Here is a 15,345-nt window from a genome sequence, read left to right as displayed (position 1 = left end):
CGCCTGCAACCACTGGCCTGTTCGGCGGGGCAACCAGCCCTGCAGGCCACCCGGAATACTGCCGCGGCACCTTCGGGCGTTGTTGCAGCTTCGACCGAGAACAAACAGGAATCCAAGCATGTTGAGCACTATTCCACCGGAATGCCCGGCGTTCCTGCTCGATCGGGCCAAGGCCCTGCCGCGCGTCGTCACGGCGGTGGTCAATCCAGTCAATCTGCTGAGCCTGAGCAGTGCCAAGCGCGCTTGCGATGAAGGACTCATCGAGCCAGTGCTGGTCGGTGATCAGGCGCAGATCCGTGCCCTGGCCGAAGAACTCGACTGGGACTTGCATGACCTGCGCTTGCTGCATGTCGGTGAAGATGCACAGTGCGCCGAAGTCGCTTGCATCCTGGCGGGTGCCGGTAACGCGCAGGCGGTCATGAAGGGGCATCTGCACACGGATACCCTGCTGCGTGCAGTACTCAAGCGTGAAGTCGGACTTCGGGGTGCCAGCCGCCTCAGTCATGTGTTTCATATGACGCTGCCGGGCAGCGACAAAGCATTGTCGATCACCGATGCGGTGATCAACGTGCAACCTACGATCATCGATAAGATCCATATCGCCCGCAACGCCATCGAGCTGATGCACGCCTTGGGCTATGAGAAGCCGCGCATGGCGGTGTTGTCCGGTACCGAGGAAGTGACGCCCAGCATGCCATCCAGCCAGGATGCTGCCGAGTTGGCCAAACTGGCGGCGATCGGTGCGTTGGGCGACGCCTGCGTCGACGGTCCGTTGGCCTTTGACAATGCGGTGTCACTGGAGGCGGCACGGATCAAAGGCATCGGCGGCGACGTGGCGGGCCATGCCGATATTCTGTTGGTACCGAACCTGGAGGCCGGTAATTTTCTGTTCAAGCAGATGGTGTATTTCATGGGGGCCACGGCCGCCGGCCTGGTGCTTGGTGCGCGGGTGCCGATCATTCTCACCTCACGTGCCGACCCGCTGGAGGCGCGTCTTGCGTCGTGCGCTCTGGCTTCCATTTTCATCGACTATCGGCGTCAGTTGAGCAGCCAATTGCTGGCTGGCTAAGCAACCCCGGACCCAAGGAGAACCACGATGGCTGTGCAACGTTATGGCTTTATCTTCAAGGCGCCAGGCATGCAGTTCCTCACCCACAACGGGAGCCTCGAGTCCGAAGCCTTTGCCGCGACCCTTTGTGGGGTTGCGAGCGTGGAGGAAGCGGAGCTGGTGGCCCAGGAGTTGTTGACCCGCCATGTGCAATTGATCGAACTGTGCGGCGCCTTCACCGAGGCTGAAGTCGAGCGGATCCGCAGCGCCATTGACGACCGGATTTCAGTCGCGGCTGTGCACTACAGTCCTGAAACCCTCCAGCGCCTGCAGCAGTTATCCGACTGAGGTACGTCGCCCCGGATGATCGGCGGGGTTCAATTGCGCCCTGGCTTGAGTGCAGGGGCCGTTTCATCCTGCCAGGCCGCGAGCACCCTGCGACACCACCAGTCGCTGCCTTCGATCAGTTGGCGGACCAGCGCCTGCTGATGCGCGTCCCCCGCAAACTGCTGTGGGCGCGTTAATACCGGTAGCTGGGAAAGCAGCGCCTGGTAGATCTGCCAATCCTCTTCGGCACCACGGTCTGTTTCGCCGGGGCAGGGCATTTGCGGTAGCTGCGGGCATAGGAAGAACAGCAGCTGTCGAGTTGCCGTCTGCACTCGGTCGCTGGCGAACAATGTGAGGCTGCACGCCTTGAGCAGCTTTGCGGCCAGCGGCAGGCCCTCGGTGCGGCAGCTTTCGAGGATTTCTTCCCAGCGCGGAGCCAGCTCCTGGCGAATGAAACCATCCAGGCGCGCAGCCAGTTCATCCTCACTCAAACCCTGAAAATCCAGCCCGAAGCAATCCTTCATGATGCGCAGATAGGTCTTGTCGACCAAGGTGCGGCCGGCGTTTTGCCAGCCGAAACCGGCGGCTTTGGCCAGGCTGCCGTAGAACTGCAACAGCAGTGCGTTCTCGCTGCTACGCGCGTCCATGCCCGAGGCAAACGCAGGATGTGGCTGTGACCAGGCCCGACGCAGGCGATCTCCGAGTTGGACGAGACGCTGGCTATGCAGATTCATGTGGTTTTTCCGCATTGCAAAGTACCTGTTTAACGAGACATTCGCAGACACCACAGGACGCTTGGTCAGGGGCGCGGCCAGGCGGGCTGCGAAGACGTGCACGCATGACTATAGGGGCGGCTGCGACGGCGGATTAGCACCAGCTGCCTGCATAACTGTGGGCCAGGCGTCCAGGTGTTGGCTGGACCCTACGACGTCCTTGACGTGGTCCTAATGGGGCGACGGAGTTTTCTCTAGCATCGAAACCCAGTGATTTCATAACCACAGGGTGTAGGTGAGCACATGACAATAAAACAGCACCACACAATTGCCCCCGTGCGCAGCCCATCGCGTGACACGGCGCAGCCGTCGGCGTCCTGGTTAATACGCCGCAAACAAAAACTCAACCTGTTATTGCCGGGGGTGATCGCCTCGGTGATTGTCGCCGCCAGTGCCTCGTTCCTCTCCGAGCATTATGGTGCACCGGTGATGTTGATGGCCCTGTTGCTGGGCATGGCGCTGGGCTTCCTCTCCCAGGAGGGGCGTGCAGTTGCGGGTATTCGCTTCACCTCCAGCACCATCCTGCGTATCGGCGTGGCGCTGTTGGGCATGCGCATCACTGTTGAGCAGATTCTCTCGCTGGGGGGGACGCTGATGGCTGTGGTGATCGGTGCCGTTTTCTTGACCATCAGCTTCGGCATCATCCTTTCCCGGTTACTGGGTCAGTCTCGGGATTTCGGCATTCTCAGCGGTGGCAGCGTGGGCATCTGCGGCGCCTCGGCGGCGCTGGCGATTTCTGCGGTATTGCCGCAAGACAAGGACAGTGAGCGCAACACCATCTTCACGGTGATCAGCGTGACTGCGCTGAGCACCATTGCGATGATTGCCTATCCGCCAATTGCCCAGTGGGTTGGCCTGGACGACCAGCAGGCAGGGGTATTCCTGGGCGCAACTATTCACGATGTGGCCCAGGTGGTTGGTGCCGGCTACAGTATGTCGGAGCAAACCGGCGATACCGCGACGGTGGTCAAACTGCTGCGCGTGGCAATGCTGGTACCGATTGTCTTCAGTCTGTCGTTGCTGCTGCGTAAGCGCCGGGAAGAGGGGCCGCGCCCGGCACTGCCGTTGCCCTTGTTCATCATCTTCTTTGTGCTGTTTGTCGCTATTAACAGCAGTGGCGTTGCGTCGGCGCAGGTGCAGGAGTTTGCCGGCGATGTCTCACGCTGGTGCCTGATTACCGCTATCGCCGCTCTGGGAATGAAAACGTCACTCAAGGCATTGCTGGATGTCGGCTGGCGTCCGGCGACCCTGTTAGTCAGTGAAACCGTATTTCTCGCGACGTTGATCCTGATCGCGGTGAAGTGGCTGGGATGAGCCAGTGTCATGGGTTGATTAATCGCCCCCGTCTGAACATCGAGCTGCCGCCGACACGATAACTGTCTGGCGGCAGGCTGGTTTAACCAGCAATGGAGGCGGTATGAGTCTGCAAGTGCATCTGATCTTTCTGTGTTGCGTGGCCCTGGCGACCGTAGCCCAGAGTCTCACCGGCTTTGCCTTCGGCCTGATCCTGATGGGCTTGGTCGCCTCCCTGCAGATGGTGCCGCTAACGGAGGTAGCGGTGGTGATCAGTATCCTCACTCTAGGTAACGCCATGGGTGCGCTGGGTGGGCCGAAACCGCAGCTGGACCGTGCGGTGCTGATGCCCGTGTTGATCAGCAGTCTGCTTGGCGTCAGCCTGGGGGTGTGGGGGCTCGGTGCGTTGAATGGTAGTCAGCTGACCTGGCTGCGCCTTCTGCTCGGCGTACTGATCGTTGCTGCCAGCCTCATGCTGGTGGTGCAAAACAAACCCAAAGCGCAAGTGTCCCGGCAGCCTTCGTTCTGGCTGGCCGGTGGCCTGTGCGGCCTGCTCAATGGCTTATTCTCCAGCGGCGGGCCGCCGATTGTTTATCACCTGTATCGCCAGCCACTGGGCTACGAAATCATCCGTAACACCCTGATCACGGTATTTTCCGCCAACGCAGCGGCACGCCTTGGCCTGGTTGTCGCGCAAGGGCAGATGCAACAGTCCACGTTGTTGTTGAGTGCCGAAGCATTGCCCTTGGTGTTGCTGGTCAGCTGGCTGGTGCGCCGTCACCCTCCGAAGTTGTCGCCACGGACGGTGCGATGGCTGGTCTTCGTACTGATGGCGCTCGCGGGTGTCAGCTTGATCTGGGATTCATTGCCGGGGCTTTTGGCAGCAACCCCGGCATGAATGCTGGTTAACCCGGGGCGGGCTTACTGGTGCAGTATGAACGTCGCCAGGGTTTGCAGGTCTTCCGGGCTTAACTGTGCGAAAGGCGGCATTGGGATATCCCCCCATTTTCCGGTACTACCGTGCGCAATGCTGGACGCCATCCGGGCCAGTGCCTGCGGGTCACTCCCATACTGGGTAGCGACATCGTGATAAGCCGGGCCAACAACCTTGTGATCAACCGCGTGGCAGGACAGACAAGCGTGGTTCTGCAGCAACGCCATGGCGTCGCCTTTTGCTACAGGCGCCGCCGAGACGAGGCCCGCCGATGGATTCGAGGCCGCCAGCACTTCGGCATCACTTGCCTTGGCGCTGCCATAGGTCACCGCCAGATAGGCACCGATAGTGCTCACATCCTGATCGCTGATCGGAGCGCCATATACCTGTTGCATCTTGCTCGCCTCAGCAGTCCACTGCGCGAGGCTCCTGCCAGGAGGTTGGAAGTTGATGTAATCGGCGGAATGACAGATGGAACATTTCTGCTGGGCCAATGGGTAGCCAGGTAGCTCACTGGACTTGAACACCGCCGTTTCAGGCGGCAACGTAATCGACAGTGGCGCTGCGCTGGCCATGGTCGCCAAACAAACCTGAGCAGTGCACAGCAAAGTGATCAAACGATTCATGCGAGCCCCCTCAGGCGACAGTCACGTGGCTGGTTTCTACGACGTGGCGGCGGTAGCCACCGGGGTTCCAATCTGCGCGTAGCGGTTGAGTCTCGCCTGCATGGTTACTGGCGCGCACCATCAACTGAGTAGCGCCCTTGCTGGTGAAGGTGAGCGCCAGCGTCCACTCGCGGAAAGAGAAACGGCCCAGATCCTGCCCAAGCAGGGCGTCGCGCCAGCGCTTGCCACCGTCGATCGAAATGTCCACCTTGTTGATTCCGGCGCCACCGTCGAACGCGATGCCCTTGAGCACCACGCTTTTTTTCAGCGGCAAGACATCACCGTGCTTGATGCTGGTGATGAAGCTGCGGACCGGTAACCTGGAAATCGGCTGAGTCTTCGCCGCCGTGGTGCCCGGGGCGATGCAAAAACAATCGTTATCCGGAATCCGGTAGCCTTTAGCCATAAAAAAGCCATCATCGATGTGGTCTACGACTTCGATCTCACTCAGGTGCTTGACCCAATACGTACCGAAATAGCCTGGCACCACCAGACGTATCGGGTAGCCATTGAGGAATGGCAGGTCGGTGCCGTTCATCGACCAGGCGATCATAGGTTCGCCATCCATGGCATGGCTGATGTCCAGGGCCTTGATGAACTCCGGCGTGCTCGGCAGCACCGGCTTATCGAACCCACGGAATGTCACTTGCCGGGCGCCTGCTTTCACACCTGCCTTTTCCAGCACCGCTTTGAGCGGCACTCCCACCCAGCGGGCATTTCCCATCGAACCGTTGCCCAGTTGGGCACCGAACACGCGCGGCATAAAAAAACCACGGCTGTTACCCGAGCACTGATTGACAGCCGCCACCTCTACCGGTTGGGCGAGGGTCTTGAGGTCCGTGAGGGACGGTGACAGCGCAGTGCTGACCGAGCCCTTGATCGTCAAACGGTAGCTGTCCGGATCAATGCTGGTAGGGAAATTGGCCAGGTGGTAACGCACAAAAAAGGCGTCATTTGGCGTGATCGGCCCTTGGTTGAAAACCGAAAATGGCGTCTCCAGATGCGGCGGACGAGCAGTGACAAGGGTCAATGGCCGCTTCTGCGGATATTGCACCAGCGGCCTTGGGCCGGCCGCAAAGGTCACTTCATCAGTGTTTGTGTCGAGCGCCTGGGTTTCGGTGGCTGCCTTGGCGAGGTTTGCCAGGGGAGAGGCCGCCACCGCCAGGGTGAAGGCATCTCGTAAAATGCGCCGGCGACTCGGCTTGATGTTCTCTACAAAGCTGAACTTCATTCTGCACTCTCTATGATTGTATTAATGAGATGCAATTGACCGCTTCGCGCCAGGGCAGCGAAGCGTCGCGTAATTCCCCCATGTTTGATATTCAACAGAAATTGACATCAGGCCAATAGGGCCAACACCTGAGGAGGAATGATTCCTCAGGGGGCCATATTCGGACGCTCCCGACGGTATGTGTAGATCCAATTCATACCGAGCCTTGGGCCTCGGCTAGCGCGCTGAAGGGCATGACCAATACTGAGGGCGACATGGTTCAATACTGCGCAACATGCCGCCCTGGTTCTGCCCACGTGCCCGGGTCCAGAGCGATGGGGCGACCTGACTCATCACCCAACGGGCGGGGATAGTTCACCTTGCCTAGTGCGACAATGCAGGGATATCGCCGGAGGTCAGGCAGGTGAGCAACTCTTTAACCGAATCGGCCAAAAGCAGTCACCTATTGTTCACTGGGGAAATGATTTTCTGATTGCTGCCTTAAGCATAGGTTTTGCTGCCTCACGCAATACCTGGCCATGAGCGCCGACAATATGCTCAAAATCGAGTGCCAGCAGTTTCTCGAAGTCAGAGGCCAAGCTCCCACCCTGCACAGTTACCCGTTTCAACCAGGGCCCACCAATCAGTAGTGTCAGCTTGAAACCCATCAGCTGCAAAATGCATCGGGTCAGGAAAGTCGTGTAACTCCAGTCGGCCCAATATTGAATGCTGTCAGTGGTGATCAGTAATTTCAGATCTTCCAGAAGCAGGCAGGCTTCCGGGAACTTCGCCGCCTCATACACAAAAAACTGCGCATTGGGCAGCGGTGGTATTGCGGCGCTGCTGATGACGTGACTTGCTATGGGGACCTTGTAAGTCTCCGGTGGTGATTGACACCAGAACTGCGCCTGATATCGATCCACGTAGAATAGATCATCCAGACCATGGAAATCCCCAAGGCGCATGACATGCCTGACGGAGCCTAAATCCTCCAGCGAAAGGAGTGCTTCATCGTTCATGCGCACCGGATTGATGAGTGTCAGTTCGTCCCCGTTTTTGACGATGACCATATTTCTGTTCATGCGCAGTCCGGGGCCCATCCTGATGCTGCCATGGACTAGATAAACGTTTTCGAAAATGGGCGTGATCGGGTCGTGAGGGAAGGCGGCCGGGTACACTGTCTATTCCTTGTGATGTTTATTCCATCCATTCCCTTGCGTGCAAACAATCAATACAAGAGAGGTAACGCTCACCTTACCTTGGGACGGTCCGCACATCCATATCAGCCTTGTTTGAAGCTGCCGACTGTTTCCTGTTCTCATCCGGAACTGCTGATGCTCGCTTGCCAACTTTGGGGGGCGGTACGATTACTCATTAATCCCATTGAGTTGGCAATACTGCGGCCAGTCCATCTCGACCATGTCTGCGACTTCTTGATGGAATTGCAGGGTCAGGTATTTCAGTTCTTCGGGAGATTGCGAAATCAGTGTAAGCGTCAGCTCCCACACCTCAATCCCCAGACGCGCAGCCTCTTGCTCAAAGGCTGACTCAATACACATTTTTTTTTCGTCCTGACTCAATCCCTGGACAGCGTCATTGAGCGATGAATCGCCGTTGAAGAATTTCGAGAGCGCTAATTCTTTTCGTAAATCATCTGAGTTCACAGTTGCTCCAGCTTTGTGAGCCGTCCGGGAATTTTTTCATTGGCGCGATATGGCATTGATCAACGTCAGGCAGTATCAGTTTCATCGAACCAGCCGCGGATCATCTGGGTGAAAAACAGATGCGTCGTATCCCACCAGCGTGTCCACCAGCTGCCTATTTCACCGTCCTCAAGTGCTATCAAGGGCCGACTCCCCAGTTTTTGCCCGGCATCGTACAGTTCCAGTTTTCCAACGACGGTGCCGATAGCGATAGGCGCTTCAAGCGGTCCATCAATCTCCATGCGTGTCTCTAACTCCCGGTTTTTATTTTTAGGCAAGGTGAGGGTCATATCGTCCAGTAACCCCAGAGCGATCGATCGATTTTTACCTTTCCAGAGCGCAGACCACTTGAGGATTTTTCCGGCTTTTTCATAGGTTTGGGTGTCGTAGAAACGAAAGCCGTAACCCATGAGTTTTTCCGTTTCTGCGGTGCGCTTATGCGTGCTGCTCGCGCCAAAGATCACACTGATCAAACGCCGCCCGTCTCGGTGCGACGAAGCCACCATGCAATAGCCAGCCGCTTCGGTATAGCCGGTCTTCAACCCGTCGAAGCTTGCGTCTCGCCACAATAGAAGGTTGCGGTTGGCTTGCCGTATTCCATTCCAGGTGAAGTGCTTCTTGGCATATAGCGGGTAGGAATCAGCACCTTCGCTGATGATCGCCCGAGCCAGCGTTGCCATGTCTCGGGCTGATGAGTAATGCTCTGGCTCAGGTAGGCCGGTGGAGTTCATGAAGTGTGTGTTGGCCATCCCCAGTGTCGTAGCGGTTGAATTCATCATCCCGACAAAGACGCCTTCGCTTCCGGCCACATGTTCGGCGAGCGCAACACTTGCGTCATTTCCCGAGTTGATGATCACACCGCTGAGCAAGTCGTGAACCGAAACAGAGCTGCCTGGGTCAAGAAACATGCGCGACCCGCCGGTACGCCAGGCATTTTCGCTGACAGTCACCGTGTCATCAGCTTTCATTCGTCCGGCCTTGATTTCACGACTGGTGACAAATGCCGTCATCATTTTCGTCAGGCTGGCTGGCGGCAGACGCTTATCACTGTTGTGGCTGGTAATAACGGTACCCGTTTCGGCGTCGATCAGTATCCAGGCTTTGGCGCCGAGCTTCGGCGCAGCAGGGATCATAGCCCCACGAGTGCTATTGCCAGCCAGAGCAGGGTTCGCCCAGGCAAGAGGCGTTATGACACACAGAGCGGTTAACAGGAGCCGGGACAACAGGTATTTCACAAGCAAAAGGCCTTGGGTCAGCAGAAAGTGCTGCCAAGCTAGCCGCCAGGGTAGAGGGGCTCAAATTAAGCTGTATTAAGTTAAATTTAAGGTTCAGTCACCGATGAGTACGTAGATCAGTCGGAAACCATCGGGCAATGAATCAAGACACGGGTACCACGACCGATGGCGGCAGGCTGAATATCCAGCGAGTAACCGTGCAATTTCACAATGGCAGCGACCAGCGATAAGCCGAGGCCGTGGCCGTGTTGCATTCTGCTGGCGTCCCCTCGATAGAGCCTGCGAATGACATGTGTACGCTCGGCCTCGGGAATACCGGCCCCATCGTCGGCGACTTCAATGATGACCGTTGAATCCTTGATGCTACCGCGCAATTCGATATGCCCTCCCTCCGGCGTAAATTTGATAGCGTTATCCAGTAAGTTGACCAGCGCTTCGAACAGCAACGATGAGTCGCCATATAACCTGGGCAAGTCACTGGTAATCTCCAGGGAAAGAGTCTGAGCGCGGTCCAGTGCCATCGGCTCATAAAACTCATGTGCCTGTTGCAATAGCGCCATGATCGGAAAAGGAGCAAATGCCGAGCGACGCCGGATATCGTCGAGTTCGGCAACCCGAAGCAGTCCTTGAAAGCGCACCATGATCGATTCGCTTTCTTCAAGGGCCTGATTCAATGTGTGCTGGTGATTACTGTCCAGAGGCAATTGTTGGAGCTGATAAAGCCTTGCTCGTAACCGTGTCAGTGGCGTTCGTAGATCATGGGCGACCCCATCGCAGACGCTTTTGACCTCATGCATCAGTTGCTCGATATGATCGAGCATTGTATTAACGGCGCTTGCCAGCATATCCAGTTCATCACGGCGGGCGGACAGGGGCAAACGCTCCGCCAAGTTGCCTGAAACGATACTTTCCGTACAAAGCTGCAAGCGCTTGACACGACGCAACGGTCGGCGCCGCAACAAACGCCAGCCAATTAACCCGGGAATCAGTGTTAACGAAAAACCCCACATCAAGGCCTGTTCGATAATCCCGCCTACAGCGGAAATCGAGCCGCCGTCACGCGCCAGAATCAGAATATGCCCGTCGGGGCGGCGTGCTAACAGCGCATAACTGCTTCTGGTTTTTTTGTCGGGTAACGCAATACTCAGTCCGCGCTCAAGATAATGAACCTTGCCATCATCGGGCAGACTGGAGCGCAGATTTAGCAGGTCTCCGGCAACGTGTTGTCCATCGGAAGTGAACAATCCGTATGCATCGATCCCGGGCGTTGAATAAGTTTCACTGGCGGCCAGTTCTTTCAACAGTTGTTTATCATCGATCTTTTGATAGTAATGAGCCCGCTGGAGCAATGTTCGCTCTGCAACGGTGCCCAGATAGTGGGAGATTTCCCAATACAACACGCCAGTAAAGAGCGCACCCCAAGCTACAAAAAACAGGGCATAGAAACCGATCAATCGACTACCGGACGAGCGCCATTCCTCAGTCTTTGACAGCAAGGACATAACCCGCCCCGCGTATGGTATGAATGGCGGGAGTCCCTTCATCACCTTCAAGCTTTTTGCGCAGACGGCCGATATGGACGTCAATGATGTTCGTCCCGGGATCGAATCGGTAGCCCCAGACTTCTTCAAAAAGCATCGTGCGGGTGACCAGTTGGCCGGCACTGCGCATCAGGTAATTGAGCAGTTTGAATTCGGTTGGCAGCAGCAGGATATGTTCGTTATTTCGAGTCAGTTTGTGCTCGACCAGGTCCAGTCGCAAGTTTCCACAACTGAGTTGCGGATGGCTTGCATCTGTGCTGGTGCGCCGAAGCAATGCGTCAAGACGCGCAACCATCTCGATAGCAGAAAAGGGTTTGGTCAGATAGTCGTCGCCGCCCGCGCGAAGCCCTTGGACGCGCTCATCTACATCAGAAAGCGCACTGATCATCAAGACGGGCGTCTGAATCCCCAGACTCCGCAACGTACTGACAATCGTCAGTCCATCAAAGTCGGGAAGCATCCGATCCAGGGTAATGGTGTCGTAACCTCCTGCAATCGCCAGGGCCAGGCCGTCTCGTCCGGTAGCGGCCCACCTTGAACTGAACCCATGGCGTTGGAGTTCAGCAATGATGACTTCCGCCGTCACCTTGTCGTCCTCTATGACCAACGCGCACCTCATAATTTCCTCCGTTTGGACCCGTTTTCGGCGATTGCGACTTAATGTCGACTGCCCATGCTGGCGTACCCTAGTGACCAACGATCCCGCCGAACATTAAATATTTCTTAACCCACCTTAACCCCGTCGCCCGCCAAAGCACGGATATATTCGCAATAACAATGGATCACCCGCACTGACGAGGATAAAAGATGTGACCCCTTATCTGGCTTTCTTTTTGCTGACGTTCGGCTTGGTGTGCACCTATGCGACCTGGGTCACCGGGCAAAGAAAACGGGGGTAGCCGAGCCTGCTCGGCCGTGTGCGCAGGTTGAGTGTTCAGGGGAATGCGTCGTGGACGTACCCATTGCCCGGATGGTGAAAGCTGCAGTTAGCACCTCAGCCTGTCTTACACGTCCACATTTGAATGAAAGGTTGGCTGTTGGTCGGCGCTCCAACCCATCGGCTCATGGCTTGACATTGGTCGTCAAAACACAGCTGGTAGTCACCAGCCTCGGGTGTTCGCCCCAAGTTAAGTGGCTGCAACGGCGGCAACTGACGTCGCATATGCCAACTTCCATTTTCCAGTCGTGCATCTGGCGCAATCTCCATCCCCGCGCCGTTGCCACGCACACGCGCTTCTTCCAGCACCAAGCCCTGCTCGGTGACGCGGTAGTCCTCCTCCCAGCGGATTTTTTCAATGGTGTGGTCCCACGCCAGCGTAAAGTGAGAAATTGAAAGCTGAGCCCAGACGGCGCCGGCGAGGCCCAGACATAAACCGATCATGGATTGGCGATCCCGGCCTGACGGGAGCGCCAGACGTGTTGGAGTATCAGCAATACCCCAAGGGCGAAGCCCAGTTCATCGGTCAGTGGCAACGCAACCACCAGCAAGGCGCCTGCGGCCACGCACAACAAACGCTCCCAAACAGGCATTTTGCGCTGCAAATAGCCGGTGGATGCCATCCCCCACAGCCCAACCGCCAACGCTGTCTTGATCAGCATGTATGCGGTCATCCACAAGTTGTCTCCTTGCAGCATGAGCGCCGGGTTGTAGACCGCCATAAACGGAATGACGAACCCCGCCAGTGCAATCCGCACCGCCCACAGGCTGATCTTGAATCCGCTTTCCTTGGCGATCGGTGCTGCCGCAAAGCACGCGAGTGCAACCGGTGGGGTCAGATCGGCGAGGATCCCGAAATAGAACACGAACATATGCGACACAATCAGCGGCACACCCAGTTCCAGGAGGGCAGGGGCTGCGATCGAGCTGGTGATGATGTAGTTGGGAATGGTTGGGATACCCATGCCCAATACCAGGCAAGTGATCATCGTCAGTATCAGCGACAGCAACAGGTTGTCCCGGCCGATAGCCAGAATGTAACCGGCAAAGGTCGAGGCCACGCCGGTCAGTGACACCACGCCGATGATGATGCCCACCAGTGCGCAGGCAATCCCTACCGGTACCGCATGACGCGCGCCTTCGACCAGCGCGTGCAGGCAGATAGTCAGTGTTTCTGGACCGCCCTTGATAAACCCGCACACCACCACCAGCACCGCGATCACGCCAAATATCACGGCGATTCCCAACTGGAAAAATCCGGTGCAGAGGATGCCTAGCGCTATCCAGAAAGCGCAGCGCAGGCCAAAACTCTGCACTCGAAGAATGATCGCCGAGCCGAGAATCACGATGGCCGTCAGTGCCAGCCCAACCATGCCCGAAAATAGGGGGGTGCGCCCGGAAAACAGCAGGTAAACCAGGACCAGTAGGGGGATCAGCAGGTACCAGTTTTCCTTGACGGCTCCCAGCGCGCTGGGGCATTGATCCTTGGGCAACCCCTTCAGGTTGGAGCGCTTGGCCTCCAGATGAACCATCCAGAACACCGAGCCGAAATAGAGGACGGCTGGAATCAACGCCGCTTTGGCAATCTCCACGAACGGCACGTTGATGGTTTCAGCCATGATGAAAGCGACTGCACCCATCACGGGTGGCATCAACTGGCTGCCCATGCTGGATGTCGCCTCGACCCCGCCGGCAAAAGCGGCCCGGTAACCGAAACGCTTCATCAGCGGAATGGTGAATTGCCCCGTGGTTACGACGTTGGCAATACCCGAACCGGTGATGGTCCCCATCAGCGCCGACGAGGCGACCGCGACTTTGGCCGGTCCGCCCAACTTGTGACCGAACAGACCCATGGCGAAGTCAGTGAACAGCTTGATCATCCCGGCCTGTTCGAGAAAGGAACCGAACAGGATAAACAGAAATATGTAAGTGGCCGACACGTAGGTTGGTGTGCCGTACAGCCCCTCGGTGCCAAATGACAACTGGTTGATGATTTGATCGAAGCCATAACCGCGGTGTGCCAACTCCCCGGGTAGATACTGGCCGAACAAGCCATAAGCCAGGAACAGGCCGCAGATGATTGGCAGCGCAATGCCCATGACCCGTCGGGCAGCTTCGAATACCAGGGCGACCAGCAAAATACCGATCACCGTATCGGCAGAGGTCAGATCCCCCGAGCGCTGGATCAGGTCAGCCTCGAACACCCACTGATACATCGCCGTGGCGATGGCTGCGAGACTGAACAGCCAGGCCAGCGGCTGCCAGGGACGGTCCTCGCCGTAAGCGGGGTAACTTAAAAACACCACCCAAAGCAGGAACCCTACGTGTACGGCGCGCAGCACCTGGCTTGAAAACGGTGCAAACGCAGCAGTGATGATCTGAAAAATCGAGAACAGTAACGCGACGTAAAACAAGGTTTTTGGCCAGTCTCGCGGATTCGCGGAGATACCCTGATGAGCTTCACTCATTAGCTGCCTGCCTCATGACTGCATTGAAAAAAAGGGGCTCACAGTTGGCGCAGCGATAACCCTGACCGCTGCGCCACGCGCCATTACAGCGCGCCTTTTTCCTTGTAGTAGCGCTCGGCGCCTGGATGCAGTGCAATCGGCAGGTTCTTGGCCGCGTTTTCCAACTTGATGTCCTTGGCCGCCGAATGAGAGTTACCCAAACGTGTCAGGTTCTCGAACAGCAGTTTGGTCATCTGATAAGCCACTTCATCTGGCAAATCAGCACGGGTAACCAGGATGTTGGTGATCGCGACCGTTGGCACTGCCTCAGGTTGCCCGTCATAGGTGTTGGGCGGAATCATTGCACTCTGATAAGCCGGATTACCGATCTTTGCGACCACGTCAGCCGGTACGGCAACGTAGTTCAATGGCATGACCGACGACAGGTCGCGAATGGCCGCCATGCCCAGTCCGGAAGATTGCAGCGTGGCGTCCAGTTGCCGGTTCTTGATCAGTTCAACCGACTCGGCGAAGGGCAGGTATTGCACTTTACCCATGTCTTCGTAAGTCAAACCCGCCGCTTTGAAGATCGCCCGCGCGTTAAGTTCGGTACCCGATTTTGGCGCTCCCACCGAGATGGTCTTGCCTTTGAGGTCGGCCAGGGTCTTGATCCCCGACTCCTTGCTGGCGACGATTTGAATGTAGTTGGGGTAAGCACCGGCAATTGCGCGCAACTTGGTCAGCGGCGCACTGAAGCCTGCGTCGGCAACACCATTCTTTGCATCGGCCACGGAGTCGCCCAGCGCCAGTGCCAGTTCACCTCGACCGGCCTGGAGCAGGTTCAAATTTTCCACCGACGCTTTGGTGGCCTGGACCGAGGTTTTCACGCCGGGAATGCCGTCGCTGTAGATTTGCGACAGACCGACACCAATTGGGTAATAAACCCCACTGGTCCCTCCAGTCAGTATGTTGATGAACACCGGAGCGGCTTGAGTTGTGGTTGCGACTGCGAAGGCTGCAGCGGCGGCCAGCAGGGTAAAGCGGCTTTTTACTCGCATGGGAAACTCTCCGTCTTGTTATGGCTGTATGCAGAGTGACTCCACTGTAGTTGATGGAGAAGTAAAAGTGGCGCGTTGCAGGGCAATCTCTGCACCGGAATGCTTTGGTGGCCGGACATGGGTGGAGAGGGGCCGCCGGAGAGCGCTGGTGAAGCGAGGAAAGAGATGCGTAAG

15 protein-coding genes are annotated in these 15,345 nt (G+C 57.2%); 4 read left to right on the top strand and 11 right to left on the bottom strand.

Annotation, left to right across the window (positions count from 1 at the left end):
- Nucleotides 1-118: 118 nt before the first annotated feature.
- Nucleotides 119-1,069, top strand: coding sequence for a bifunctional enoyl-CoA hydratase/phosphate acetyltransferase (locus L9059_RS17855; protein ID WP_247292284.1), 951 nt, complete (start codon nucleotides 119-121; stop codon nucleotides 1,067-1,069).
- A gap of 27 nt (nucleotides 1,070-1,096) precedes the next feature.
- Entirely contained in the window at nucleotides 1,097-1,396 is a 300-nt protein-coding gene (locus L9059_RS17850; protein WP_247292283.1) for a DUF6506 family protein, read from the top strand.
- 29 nt (nucleotides 1,397-1,425) lie between these two features.
- Here L9059_RS17850 and L9059_RS17845 read toward each other — a convergent pair whose 3' ends face one another.
- Nucleotides 1,426-2,109: a hypothetical protein gene (locus L9059_RS17845; protein WP_247292282.1), complete on the bottom strand. Its 684-nt coding sequence runs from the start codon at nucleotides 2,107-2,109 to the stop codon at nucleotides 1,426-1,428.
- A gap of 282 nt (nucleotides 2,110-2,391) precedes the next feature.
- Between L9059_RS17845 and L9059_RS17840 the strand changes: the two genes are divergently transcribed.
- Nucleotides 2,392-3,462: a YeiH family protein gene (locus L9059_RS17840; RefSeq protein ID WP_247292281.1), complete on the top strand. Its 1,071-nt coding sequence runs from the start codon at nucleotides 2,392-2,394 to the stop codon at nucleotides 3,460-3,462.
- Between the two features lie 103 nt (nucleotides 3,463-3,565).
- On the top strand, nucleotides 3,566-4,339 hold the full coding sequence (locus tag L9059_RS17835) for a TSUP family transporter (protein ID WP_247292280.1): 774 nt from the start codon (nucleotides 3,566-3,568) through the stop codon (nucleotides 4,337-4,339).
- Between the two features lie 23 nt (nucleotides 4,340-4,362).
- Here L9059_RS17835 and sorB read toward each other — a convergent pair whose 3' ends face one another.
- The 10 genes from sorB to L9059_RS17785 all read right to left on the bottom strand — a co-directional run bounded on the left by sorB (nucleotide 4,363) and on the right by L9059_RS17785 (nucleotide 15,171).
- The gene (gene sorB / locus L9059_RS17830) at nucleotides 4,363-5,001 is read right to left on the bottom strand and encodes a SorB family sulfite dehydrogenase c-type cytochrome subunit (RefSeq protein ID WP_247292279.1); all 639 of its coding nucleotides are present in this window, start codon (nucleotides 4,999-5,001) and stop codon (nucleotides 4,363-4,365) included.
- A 10-nt stretch (nucleotides 5,002-5,011) separates the two neighbouring features.
- On the bottom strand, nucleotides 5,012-6,271 hold the full coding sequence (gene sorA, locus L9059_RS17825) for a SorA family sulfite dehydrogenase catalytic subunit (RefSeq protein WP_247292278.1): 1,260 nt from the start codon (nucleotides 6,269-6,271) through the stop codon (nucleotides 5,012-5,014).
- A 449-nt stretch (nucleotides 6,272-6,720) separates the two neighbouring features.
- Complete coding sequence (locus L9059_RS17820; RefSeq protein ID WP_247292277.1) at nucleotides 6,721-7,428, bottom strand: hypothetical protein; 708 nt, start codon at nucleotides 7,426-7,428, stop codon at nucleotides 6,721-6,723.
- Between the two features lie 189 nt (nucleotides 7,429-7,617).
- Complete coding sequence (locus L9059_RS17815) at nucleotides 7,618-7,914, bottom strand: DUF6388 family protein (RefSeq protein ID WP_247292276.1); 297 nt, start codon at nucleotides 7,912-7,914, stop codon at nucleotides 7,618-7,620.
- A gap of 65 nt (nucleotides 7,915-7,979) precedes the next feature.
- Nucleotides 7,980-9,194 carry a D-alanyl-D-alanine carboxypeptidase family protein gene (locus L9059_RS17810; protein ID WP_428480283.1) on the bottom strand — a complete coding sequence of 405 codons (1,215 nt, stop codon included), beginning with the start codon at nucleotides 9,192-9,194 and terminating at the stop codon, nucleotides 7,980-7,982.
- A 110-nt stretch (nucleotides 9,195-9,304) separates the two neighbouring features.
- Complete coding sequence (locus L9059_RS17805; protein ID WP_247292274.1) at nucleotides 9,305-10,690, bottom strand: sensor histidine kinase; 1,386 nt, start codon at nucleotides 10,688-10,690, stop codon at nucleotides 9,305-9,307.
- Nucleotides 10,668-11,348, bottom strand: a complete 681-nt coding sequence (locus tag L9059_RS17800) for a response regulator transcription factor (RefSeq protein ID WP_247292273.1) — start codon at nucleotides 11,346-11,348, stop codon at nucleotides 10,668-10,670. Before L9059_RS17800 ends, L9059_RS17805 begins: the two co-directional genes overlap by 23 nt.
- Nucleotides 11,349-11,723: 375 nt before the next feature.
- Nucleotides 11,724-12,110, bottom strand: a complete 387-nt coding sequence (locus L9059_RS17795; RefSeq protein ID WP_247292272.1) for a DUF1850 domain-containing protein — start codon at nucleotides 12,108-12,110, stop codon at nucleotides 11,724-11,726.
- On the bottom strand, nucleotides 12,107-14,134 hold the full coding sequence (locus L9059_RS17790) for a TRAP transporter permease (protein ID WP_247292271.1): 2,028 nt from the start codon (nucleotides 14,132-14,134) through the stop codon (nucleotides 12,107-12,109). The genes L9059_RS17795 and L9059_RS17790 overlap by 4 nt, the downstream gene beginning before the upstream one ends.
- Nucleotides 14,135-14,217: 83 nt before the next feature.
- Complete coding sequence (locus L9059_RS17785; protein ID WP_247292270.1) at nucleotides 14,218-15,171, bottom strand: TAXI family TRAP transporter solute-binding subunit; 954 nt, start codon at nucleotides 15,169-15,171, stop codon at nucleotides 14,218-14,220.
- Nucleotides 15,172-15,345 lie beyond the last annotated feature (174 nt).

Source organism: Pseudomonas violetae (assembly GCF_023072615.1).
GTDB classification, from domain to species: domain Bacteria; phylum Pseudomonadota; class Gammaproteobacteria; order Pseudomonadales; family Pseudomonadaceae; genus Aquipseudomonas; species Aquipseudomonas violetae.
Note: the sequence above shows the minus strand (reverse complement) of the source record. Positions and strands in the feature narration are given on the sequence as shown.

Coding starts and splice junctions, on each gene's coding strand:
- L9059_RS17840 (WP_247292281.1), top strand. CDS start 2,392: ATGACAATAAAACAGCACCACACAATTGCCCCCGTGCGCAGCCCATCG.
- L9059_RS17785 (WP_247292270.1), bottom strand. CDS start 15,171: ATGCGAGTAAAAAGCCGCTTTACCCTGCTGGCCGCCGCTGCAGCCTTC.
- L9059_RS17795 (WP_247292272.1), bottom strand. CDS start 12,110: ATGATCGGTTTATGTCTGGGCCTCGCCGGCGCCGTCTGGGCTCAGCTT.
- L9059_RS17855 (WP_247292284.1), top strand. CDS start 119: ATGTTGAGCACTATTCCACCGGAATGCCCGGCGTTCCTGCTCGATCGG.
- L9059_RS17835 (WP_247292280.1), top strand. CDS start 3,566: ATGAGTCTGCAAGTGCATCTGATCTTTCTGTGTTGCGTGGCCCTGGCG.
- L9059_RS17850 (WP_247292283.1), top strand. CDS start 1,097: ATGGCTGTGCAACGTTATGGCTTTATCTTCAAGGCGCCAGGCATGCAG.
- sorA (WP_247292278.1), bottom strand. CDS start 6,271: ATGAAGTTCAGCTTTGTAGAGAACATCAAGCCGAGTCGCCGGCGCATT.
- sorB (WP_247292279.1), bottom strand. CDS start 5,001: ATGAATCGTTTGATCACTTTGCTGTGCACTGCTCAGGTTTGTTTGGCG.
- L9059_RS17800 (WP_247292273.1), bottom strand. CDS start 11,348: ATGAGGTGCGCGTTGGTCATAGAGGACGACAAGGTGACGGCGGAAGTC.
- L9059_RS17790 (WP_247292271.1), bottom strand. CDS start 14,134: ATGAGTGAAGCTCATCAGGGTATCTCCGCGAATCCGCGAGACTGGCCA.
- L9059_RS17805 (WP_247292274.1), bottom strand. CDS start 10,690: ATGTCCTTGCTGTCAAAGACTGAGGAATGGCGCTCGTCCGGTAGTCGA.
- L9059_RS17845 (WP_247292282.1), bottom strand. CDS start 2,109: ATGAATCTGCATAGCCAGCGTCTCGTCCAACTCGGAGATCGCCTGCGT.